This window comes from Bacteroidota bacterium (assembly GCA_030706565.1).
Lineage (GTDB): Bacteria > Bacteroidota > Bacteroidia > Bacteroidales > JAUZOH01 > JAUZOH01.
Map to the genome: position 1 here is coordinate 1 of JAUZOH010000115.1, position 10357 is coordinate 10357.

Consider the following 10357-nt stretch of genomic DNA (forward strand, 5'->3'; position numbering starts at 1 on the left):
AGCTGAAGACCGTCCGCATCTTTGTCAAGTGCGAACACCTCAACTCCGGCTATAGCGGCTCGGGCTACTTCAACGCCTGCGACTACCCCATGGGCATCCGCACCCTGAAGTTCGGACTCTCCTGGCTCTTTTATGATTAAAGATGTGTTCTAATCCGGGCATCTGAAATCTTTACCAGCATGACGCCATGAGCAGGAATCCAGGTGGTAAATTCATTTTTGAAGTTACCCGGCAAATCTTTTTGCTTCCATAAATCATGGATAATTTGTGTTCCGGAAATATCTAAATCATTGAAGTGCAGGGTAACCTTTGCATTTTGCCTACTTACGTTAAATATTCCAACAGCTTTACTTCCGTCTTCCAATTCTTTACTCCAGATTTGATATGTGTCGTTTTTTATATTTTGTCTGGCCGGTTTAGCAAGAGGATCCTGATTTACGGCCAAAACTTCATCATTGGTTAAAAGGTTTAGCGTAAAATCGTCAATCTGGCCCAGGTTACAGCCTATAAGTAAAGGGGCTGAAAGCAAACACCAAAGGCTGATGTGCGTATATTGCTCATTAGGCGTGAGATTTGTATTATGTAAGGATGTTCCCCATCCGACACGTCCCACAACAAGCATATCCGGGTCGTTCCAATGTCCGGGCCTTGTATATGAGGCGCATGCATTTTGGGTAAAACCAATGCCGGCCATGCTTTGCCAGTTATCCTGTATATCCCCGGTTGTCCGCCAACTGTTGCCGTTAATTTCGGCTCCCCATTTCCAAACTTCGCCCATTCCATACTGGCACAAGCTATAATGAATATCACGGTTCACTTTCGAAAGACATTCCTGCATCAGTTTATAGGGTCTTTGAAGTTCTTCAAGACTTTTATTTGGGGCTACCTGGTCATACGAACACCAATCATATTTTAAATAATCAATTCCCCAATTGGCATAACTTTGAACATCCTGAAGTTCGTGCTGGTAACTGCCCAGAAAGTTGCCGCATGTCTTGGGGCCTGGAGAGGAATAAATTCCCAATTTCAATCCTTTAGAGTGAATATAGGCAGAAAGAGCTGACATATCTTTAAATTTATCGTTGAACTGTATCTCTCCATTTGCAGTCCGTTCGGATTTTTCCCACCCGTCATCTATGTTGATGTATGTCCATCCATGATTAATCAATCCTGTTGATTTCATTGCATCAGCGGCTTTTTTGACCTTGTCTTCGTTGATACTTAAGCCCCAGCAGTTCCAACTATTCCATCCTAAAGGAGGAGTCAGCGAAATGGTCTCACCAACGACTATCTTAAGCTCCCGGCTGGTTTTCCCAAGTTTATTGTGAGCGGTTAGTTCAACTTGGTATGTTCCTTTTTGCTGAATTTTCCCTGTTATTTGCCCACTGTTTTCATCTAAAGTCAATCCTTCGGGAAGATTATGGGCAGTGAAAGTGATGGGTTTCAGTCCCGTGGCAGCAATAGTAAAGAGAAAAGGATTGCCCGGACGTACCCCAAAAATCTTAGCCCCGTTAATTCTGGGAAATTTAGGGGATCTTGGCGTTGCAATATAGGGGACCTCTTCCATCTCCCTGATGACTCTGCGGGATTTTTTATCAAAATATGAATAGATGGCAATGCCATCCTGATTGTCCGGATAAGTGAAAGAACCGGCCAATATCTTATTCTTCGAAATTTTTGCAGAAATATTTTTATTGACGATAATTTTTTTGAAATTATCATTTGCTACCACTTTGATGTTAAATATCCCCCGGAATTTGTGTTTTTTTGAAGTTGTACGCAGATAAACGGTTTTCTTGAAATAATTCCCGCTGATATGGCGGAAATTTGTTTTGTCCGTTTCAATGTTGATGATATCGTTCAAATCGATCATCGACATGGATAATTTTCCGTAAATCAAACCTCCGTTGCCCTGTTGATCATAGACTCTGACAGCAATAACATTTGGCCTGTCCCAACGGATGAGTTTCCCCTTGGCCGAAACGGCGTATCTTCTGACTACATCGTATGCTTTTACTTTTTCAAATGTCCCCGGAAGCCCTCCGTTTTGTCCAATTTTTACCCCATTGAGAAAGGTCTGGTCACAATCATCAATCTTTCCCAAAATGATTTTTAGACTATCCTTTAAATATGATTTTTGTTTTAACGAAGAAGGAATAATAACATTTATCCTGTACCAGGCATATCCATTATAATCCGGATAACCTTGTTTTTCCCAGCATAAGCTGGTTTGAACAGGTTTCCAGTTTTTGTCGTTATAATTTACTTTTGCCCAGTTGGGATGATCACCGGTTCTGAATTTCCATCCTGTTCCCAAATTTATTTCCTGTGCACTGGTTTTTACTGAAAAGATTGGTAAAAGCGCTAATAAAACCGAAATTTTTATCAAATTTTTCATTTTTGTGAATTTGGTTGCGGTTTTAACTTTATTCGATATGTTCTTAATTACTCTGGTCGGGCAAATTACAAAATATTTTAATTTTCATTCAAAAAAGAGTGGTATTTTTGCATGATTTGAACGATTAAATAACTAAAGATTTGGAAGTACAGATTTTTCAATTACTTGATGGGGCACGTCAGGCCGAGGGCCTCACGGTTATTATTGATGTATTCAGGGCATTTACAGTTGCCTGTTATCTTACTGAAAATGGTGCAGAGAAGTTGATACCGGTTGCCGATTTGGAATTGGCTTATAGCCTGAAAAAACAACATGCAGATTATCTTTTGGTTGGGGAACGAAATGAACGTATTGCCCCTGGATTCGATTACGGCAATTGTCCGACTCATATCAAAAATATTGATTTTACCGGGAAAACGGTTATTCATACTACCAGTTCGGGTACCCAGGGAATTTCAAATGCAATTCATGCCCAACAGATTATTACCGGAAGTTTTGTAAATGCAAATGCAATAATCAGGTATATACGTCAGCAAAATCCCGAAAAGGTCTCGCTGGTTTGCATGGGGTTTGCCACCCGCTATCCAATTGAAGAAGATACTTTTTGTGCCGAATATATTAAATGCCATTTGGAAAATTCTGCGTTTGATTTTGCTCATAGTGTGGAAGTAATCAAAAAGACCAGTGCGGCACGTTTTTATGATCCTGCAAATGCTGAATGGTCGCCTTCTTCCGATGTAGATCTTTGCCTGGAACTCGACCGCTTTAATTTTGTCCTGAAAACAGAAAAGAGTGACGATGGCCTGTTTTTTCTGAATAAAATTCCTGTCTAGTTTTTAATATTGAGAAAACTATTGTTATTATAAATTGATGTATAATCTGAAGGATGATGCTCATCCTTGCAAAGAGGAAAATGATGAAAATGAAAATTAAACCAATAATAAAAATATTTAGATTGTTTTTGATTTTACCTGTTGTGGTTTCTTTAACAGGGTGTAATAATACTCGAAAAATGACCATGGAAAAAGATTTAAATGATTTTATTAATAAATTGGAAGCCAGACAGATTCCTTTAAGTATTGAATCTGCCAAGGCCGAGTACCAGGCTTCTATATCAGGTAAAGAAGAAGATTATAAAAAATCATCAGACCTGGCCTTTGAATATGAAAAGATTTTTTCGAGTAAGTCTGATTTTGCTTCTTTAAAAAAAATCAAGGAATCAGGAGCGGTAAAAGACGAACTTCTTAGACGTCAGATGGATCTGATTTACAATATGTACCTGGGTAATCAGGTTGACGAAGCAAAATTGCAGGCTCTGATTGAGGAGCAGACAAAAATTGAGAATCGCTTTGCTACTTACCGGGTAGAAATTAATGGCAAAAAACTTTCTGATAATCAGGTGGATTCTATATTAAAAAATTCCAGGAACTCAGAAGAAGTAAAAAAAGTGTGGCTGGCTAGTAAAAAAATCGGGGAAGAGGTTGCTTCGGATGTAATCCGCCTGGTGAAACTCCGCAACGAAGTTGCCCATACACTTGGTTTTAAAAATTATTATGAAATGAGCCTGAGGCTTGGCGATCAGGAACCTGAAGATATAGAGAAGCTATTTGATGACCTGGATAAACTAACCGCCAAAGCTTTTGCTGAAGTTAAAGATGAAATGGATACTTACCTTGCCCATCGTTTCGGAATCAGTAAAGACGAGTTGATGCCCTGGCATTACCAGAACCGGTTTTTCCAGGAAGCACCGAAGATTTATAATGTTGATCTCGATGGATTTTATAGAAAAGTAGATATTCTGAAGGTTACGGAAAATTTTTACAAGGGAATTGGCCTTCCGATAGATGAAGTTGTGAAACGTAGTGATTTGTACGAAAAACCAGGGAAAAATCAACATGCTTTTTGCTCGGATATCGATCGTTGCGGTGATTCAAGGGTACTGGCAAATGCACGTAACGATGAATATTGGATGAATACTTTGCTTCATGAATTCGGACATTCCGTTTATGATATCAACAACGACAGGAACCTTCCGTTTAATCTGAGGGAAGCAGCCCATACTTTTACCACCGAAGGTATAGCCAACTTCTTTGGTCGCCAGGCCTCGGATCCTCAATGGATTAAGGATAATCTGGGTATCAGTGATGCTGAAATGATAAATATTGCCGGTGAAAGCCGTAAAAATTTAAGATTGTCGCAGCTGGTTTTCAGTCGCTGGAGCCAGGTGATGTTCCATTTCGAAAAAGGCATGTACGAGAATCCTGATCAGGATCTGAATGCTTTGTGGTGGAAGATGGTAGAAAAATACCAGTTGTTAAAGAAACCTGAAGGAAGAAATGAACCTGACTGGGCTTCTAAAATTCATATTGCTACTGTTCCTTGTTATTATCATAATTATTTGATTAGCGAACTGTTCGCTTCGCAAATATATTATTATATTGGCAACCATGTTTTAAAAGTTTCCAACCTGGACGATTTGAGTTTATCCAACCATCCGGAAGTCGGGAAATATCTTACAGATAAAATTTTTAAACCGGGAAGCCGTTATTATTGGAACGAAATGATTAAAAGGGCTACCGGGGAAAAGCTTAATCCAAAATATTACGTACGGCAGTTTGTCGGGAAATAATGATTAGTATAAAACACAGAGGAATCTGATATATGGTTCCAAAATTGATTTATAAATTTTGAGGAAAATATTTTGAATCATATAATGGCTATTTTGAATATGAAGAACAGTCACAATCTTTGGATGATGAAATTTCAGTATAACGGTAATCTGATCAGACGATCGGTTATTTTTGTTTGTTTGTTTTTTGTTTTCTCCTTTAGTTATGCCCAGCCAAAAGGAAGAAGAATGCATGCTTCAGGTAACCTGCCGTTGACAAATAAAGTCCATCTGGATAGTATAGCAAAAAAAGATTCTGTGCGCAAAAAAATGATTCTTGCTTCCGATACCCTGACAATGAGTGATTATATGATGAGTATCGAAAGAATAAATGACAACCTGAATTCCATTAATGATAGTGCCAGATTGAAATTTGAAGTGGTGCACATGAGGCGAAGGATTGATGAAATGACCAATGACATCAATCTCATCCGCCAGAATATTCGGGATAGGCACGAAATTATCAATATCCGGAACCTTTACCTTTATCAGAACTTTATCTCTGACTTGGATCAGGAAAATGATAAATTTCAGACGCACCTTAATAAAATGTATTCACGGGTTTATCATGCTAAAATCCGCCTGAGAACTGCATTGTCGGATTCTGTTTTTAAAATTTTATATACAAATAATCTGCTCCGTAATAAATTTGACAGGAAGCTGATCCGTTTGGAAAGAAAATGGTTCAGAACGGACAGTATTACCAAATCAAATGTTGATACCCTGAATGCTTTAAAGGTTAAAGTTGCTGATAATTCTGTCAATTTATCCAATATGATCAATATGATGGACCGAAGACTTGACCGATCGCGCATGCAATTATTCGGACCTGAATTTAATTGTTTGTGGCAGTTTGATCAAAGAGGCGGAATGATAATGGGGAAAGGAACACCCCCTCCTCCGCAAAAGGTTGCAAGCATGATGGAAAGTGAGCAGAAAGCCATCGGATATTATATCAGCCAGACATCACAACAAAGAACTTTTATTTTGATTTTGGGAGTTGTCCTGTTTATCTGGCTGTTCTTTAGACGTAAGCTGCTCAGACTGCTCAAAACAAAAGAGGGAATGTTTAGCTTTTTACATATCAGGTATCTGAACAGTCATCCTGTATCCTCTTTATTCGTATTCTTGCTTTGCTTGATGCCCCTATTTGATGCTTATGCGCCGACTTCTTATATTTCTATAGAATTTTCATTGCTGGTTATAAGTGCATCTATAATTTTCTTCAGGACGGAGGACCGTTTATTTCTGAAAGACTGGATGACTCTGATAGCTTTGTTTGTTGCTGAAACACTGACTTATTTGTTGGCCCGGCCGGCATTTTTACCCAGAATTTGGATGTTGATTTTGGATGTTGGCATTATCTTTTTTTCTTATCGTTTTTATAATGACTTTGGAAAACAAAGGGCTCATCATAAATGGATAAGACGGACTTCAATTGTAGGCATTATTCTGGCTGCCCTGGGTTTTATCACAAATCTTTTTGGGAGATTTTCGCTTTCGGGCATATTAAGTGTGAGTGCTATTTTTGCAATTGTTCAGGCTATAATCCTGCCGGTTTTTGTAGAAACCTTTGTTGAAATTATATTGTTACAGTTACAAAGCAGCCGTTTAAAAAAAGGAGTTGAAAAGCCTTTTGACTGCTCATTTGTCGTCAATAAAATTAAGGCAACTTTGGTTATCGTTGCCCTGATTTTGTGGCTGATCATGCTTACTTCAAATCTGAATATTTATCATTTCATGAGTAACGGAGTGATCAGTTTCTTGGATTCTCCCAGGATTATCGGAAGTATTTCGTTCAAATGGATCAGTGTCCTGTTGTTTTTTGTCATTATCTGGCTGGCCCATCTGCTTCAAAGGATGGTCAGTTTTCTGTTTGGAGAAACCGGCAGTGAGGCTGAAGATACTTCCATTTCCAAACAGCAACATTCCCGTTTATTAGTTACCCGGCTACTCGTTATTTTGGCCGGATATTTGCTGGCAATTGTGGCATCAGGATTACCGATTGACAAACTTACATTTTTACTCGGTGCTTTAGGCGTTGGTATTGGTATGGGCCTGCAAAATGTGGTGAACAATTTTGTTTCCGGTATTATTTTGATTTTTGATGGTTCCTTAAAGATTGGAGATGAAATTGAAATCAGTGGTCAAAGCGGTAAAGTTAAGGAGATAGGGTTACGTGCAAGCCGGTTGAATACTGCCGATGGTGCCGAGGTGATCATTCCTAACGGGAATATCCTCTCTCAAAATATTGTCAACTGGACATTCAGTAATGACCAGAAGCGGGTAATCGTTCAATTTACCCTGATCGACCGTGAATTGGATGCCAATGTAATTAACGAAGTAATTAATGAAACGATCAAAGATATTCCCGATGTGATTGCACAAAGGAAACCTGTTATCTTATATACCAAGGTGGCAAAAGAAAACTGTTCAATTACGGTCCGTTTCTGGAGTACCATCGCTCATGCCGATCTTGTTAAGAGTGAAACCATGTTGCGCCTCCAGGCGGCATTTACAGCTAAGGGTATGGGATTTGAATAATAGATAGATTTAACCATATTTTATTCCGGACGGCCCACGGTTTCATTCGTAAACCGCGGGCCGTTTTATTGTCCCCCTGCTTGAATTGCAAGGTGGCATGATACAATTGTCGGGCTTAAGCGAAGTTTCCCCTGTAAAAGGAAATTAATTGGTTGATTTTGTCTGTCCCATAGAAAAGTTTATTCCCTGGTGAGAGATATAAAGGGTTGGCATATTCCTGATTTACCTTTTTAACAGTATGAATCACATTTTTTTCAAATTCCGGGGAAATTCATTAGCGATTAAGATTAATTCGGTAATTTTAGCCCAATTTGATAAAGAGAAGATGAAACATTGGGTAGTTAGTGATTAAATTACCTGATTTTTTTACTGGTATACTTGAACATCCCTTTTTTATTCAAAAATAGAATCTGAAAATTTAAGAAAAGTTTATTGGGGATGATTAAATTATTTGAAAATTATTGTTAATTAAATTTTGGAATAAAACTAATTATTAGATAAATGTATTCAAAATATGAAGGTGTATGTAATAATTTTACTATTTAATTTTTTCTGTTTTTATGGCGTTTCACAGGAAATTACTTTGGGTATACATCAAAATTATATTCCTGTTATATCACAAAAAGCCGATACTTTGACTTCTTCAATATCTTCAGGGAATCAATGGTTTAAGAATGGGGTTGAAATTGAGGGAGGAAATAAGCAAGATCTGATTATTACTCAATCGGGCAATTATATGGTTCTGGTTACTTATCCCAATTCTGGATGTAATAGCTCTTCCGAAACTTTTTATGCAACGAAAACTTCAGTTCCCAATCTTCAAACTGAGATTTTTACTTGTAAGATTTTTCCAAATCCCAATAATGGATTGTTTAAAATTGAGATTGAATCAGAGCAATCGGGCCAATTGATCCTTAAATTGATTACTCTAAATGGTCAAACTGTTGTTAAAGAAAAAATGGCCCATTTATCCGGCATACAAACAATTCAATTTGGAAAAGCTGGTCTTACGAAAGGAACATATCTTCTTCAAATCATGTTGGGTTTAAAATCAATAAGTCAGAAACTAATCATTGAGTAAAACTAAAATACTGATTTAAAGACAAATTGAATTATTCAAATATTAAATCAACATGAAGCAAATTTTATCAATTTTATTGTTTTTTGCAGCCCATTCTATTTTTGCACAAACCTTATATACCCGGACAAATACTATACCTGTTACAGATGATTCGATAACATTGAAAGTTGAAAAATTCCGCGGCAATATTCAATGGCAACATTCGTACGATGGCCAAAACTGGAACAATATTGCTGGAAAAACAAATGCAGAACTTAAAGTCAATTCTGGTAATGAAGGTTATTATCGGTCTAAGATAAATGATGGTACTTGTTTCCAGGTTTATTCAGATACAGCCGCAGTAGTATCAAATAAATCCCGGAATATAATTGTGGATCCTGAACAAATTTCAGGAGTTAAGCTTATTCAAAGGAATGACAGTACTAAAACCTTTACTTTCATTAAGACCGGAGTGTTTGATTCTATTCCTTTAGGGACAATCTTTTTAGATAAGGATACCGTTAGCACTATCGCTATAGTTAAAAATGTCTGTGTTAATGGAGATACTATTAAAGTGGTAACAAACCCGGGTACGATGGAAGATGTGTTTCTTAATCAGGAATTTAATCTTTCAACAGAAACTGCTACAACGCGCTTAAAAAGTCTTCTAAATAACACTGATAATTATATTCATCCATTTGCAGTAATTGATAATAACCATTCTATGCAAGTCAGGAGTAGGTTGAAAAATGATGTTATGCCCACGGTGAGTTTTAATTATGATTTTAGCGGTCAAAAACTTTATAGCAACAATGGATTGGAACTGGCGATCAGCAGTGGATATTTTAAATTAAATGGGGAAATTAAATGTAATTTTAAATTTGAAAGATCGGGTTTTAATTGGAAAAGTTTCAACTTTTCACAAGGAAAATTAACATCGTTCAAATTTTATACAGATACTTCAACCCTTGCAGAATCAAAAATTGTTCTTACTGCTACAGCTAGCAGTAAAATTTCGATGAATGAGGAAACCACCCTTGCTGCGAATGTTTTTAATAAGACATTCGGTTTCCTGATCGGTGAGATTCCTGTATGGATGACTGTTAAGATGGATATTATGGCTAAACAGGAAGCAGACTTTAACAGTAATTTGTCCGTTTCTGCTGGTTTTTCAAGTACGCATAAGATTAATTTGGGTGCCAGTTATGAAGCAGGTACATGGTCTTCCATAAACAATGTTTCAAATCAGTTTAATTTAATAAGCCCAAGTTTGAGTGGACATAATAATTGTGATGTCCGGGTGGACGTTTATCCCCGCGTTGAAATCATGTTTTATAGTTCGGTTGGCCCTTATTTACAAGTGATACCTTATTTAAGTGAAAACATGGCTAACAGTCTTTCTGGTAATTATAAATTTGGAATATATTCCGGACTAGATACAAAAGTGGGTTTTTCCGGAACTATCCTGGGCAAAGAAATCTTTGATTACAGCAAAGATTTCAGTGTGATCAAAGATACACTTTATCAGCAACCCTGTCAGCTGAAATTGGTTAGCGGGGATGCGCAGGAAGGTATAGCAGGAAAAGTATTAGGTACTCCAATTGTTTTGAAAGTATTGGATTCTGAAGGAAATCCTGTTCCAAATTATCCGGTAAATTTTAATGTTAGTTCCGGAAGTGTTGACAAT

Annotated in this window: 6 protein-coding genes; 5 read left to right on the top strand and 1 reads right to left on the bottom strand. The window is 37.4% G+C overall.

Annotated features, from left to right (window positions below):
* Positions 1–136: 136 nt before the first annotated feature.
* A complete protein-coding gene (locus Q8907_07790) occupies positions 137–2398 on the bottom strand; it encodes a putative Ig domain-containing protein (protein ID MDP4274162.1) in 2262 nt (753 codons plus the stop codon).
* Between the two features lie 140 nt (positions 2399–2538).
* Here Q8907_07790 and Q8907_07795 point away from each other — a divergent pair, with 140 nt between their 5' ends.
* The 5 genes from Q8907_07795 to Q8907_07815 form a co-directional block, all read left to right on the top strand.
* Positions 2539–3231: a 2-phosphosulfolactate phosphatase gene (locus Q8907_07795; GenBank protein ID MDP4274163.1), complete on the top strand. Its 693-nt coding sequence runs from the start codon at positions 2539–2541 to the stop codon at positions 3229–3231.
* 185 nt (positions 3232–3416) lie between these two features.
* Positions 3417–5027 carry a M2 family metallopeptidase gene (locus tag Q8907_07800; protein ID MDP4274164.1) on the top strand — a complete coding sequence of 537 codons (1611 nt, stop codon included), beginning with the start codon at positions 3417–3419 and terminating at the stop codon, positions 5025–5027.
* A gap of 99 nt (positions 5028–5126) precedes the next feature.
* Positions 5127–7610, top strand: a complete 2484-nt coding sequence (locus Q8907_07805; GenBank protein ID MDP4274165.1) for a mechanosensitive ion channel — start codon at positions 5127–5129, stop codon at positions 7608–7610.
* Between the two features lie 514 nt (positions 7611–8124).
* Positions 8125–8691 (top strand): T9SS type A sorting domain-containing protein, encoded by a 567-nt coding sequence (locus Q8907_07810; protein ID MDP4274166.1) that lies wholly within the window; start codon positions 8125–8127, stop codon positions 8689–8691.
* 52 nt (positions 8692–8743) lie between these two features.
* Positions 8744–10357, top strand: a 1614-nt coding sequence (locus Q8907_07815) for a hypothetical protein (GenBank protein MDP4274167.1), incomplete at its 3' end; no start/stop codon positions are given.

What these genes read in the sequence shown, in the direction of transcription:
- Q8907_07810 (MDP4274166.1), top strand. Translation starts at nt 8,125, where the DNA reads ATGAAGGTGTATGTAATAATTTTACTATTTAATTTTTTCTGTTTTTAT.
- Q8907_07800 (MDP4274164.1), top strand. Translation starts at nt 3,417, where the DNA reads ATGGAAAAAGATTTAAATGATTTTATTAATAAATTGGAAGCCAGACAG.
- Q8907_07790 (MDP4274162.1), bottom strand. Translation starts at nt 2,398, where the DNA reads ATGAAAAATTTGATAAAAATTTCGGTTTTATTAGCGCTTTTACCAATC.
- Q8907_07805 (MDP4274165.1), top strand. Translation starts at nt 5,127, where the DNA reads ATGAAGAACAGTCACAATCTTTGGATGATGAAATTTCAGTATAACGGT.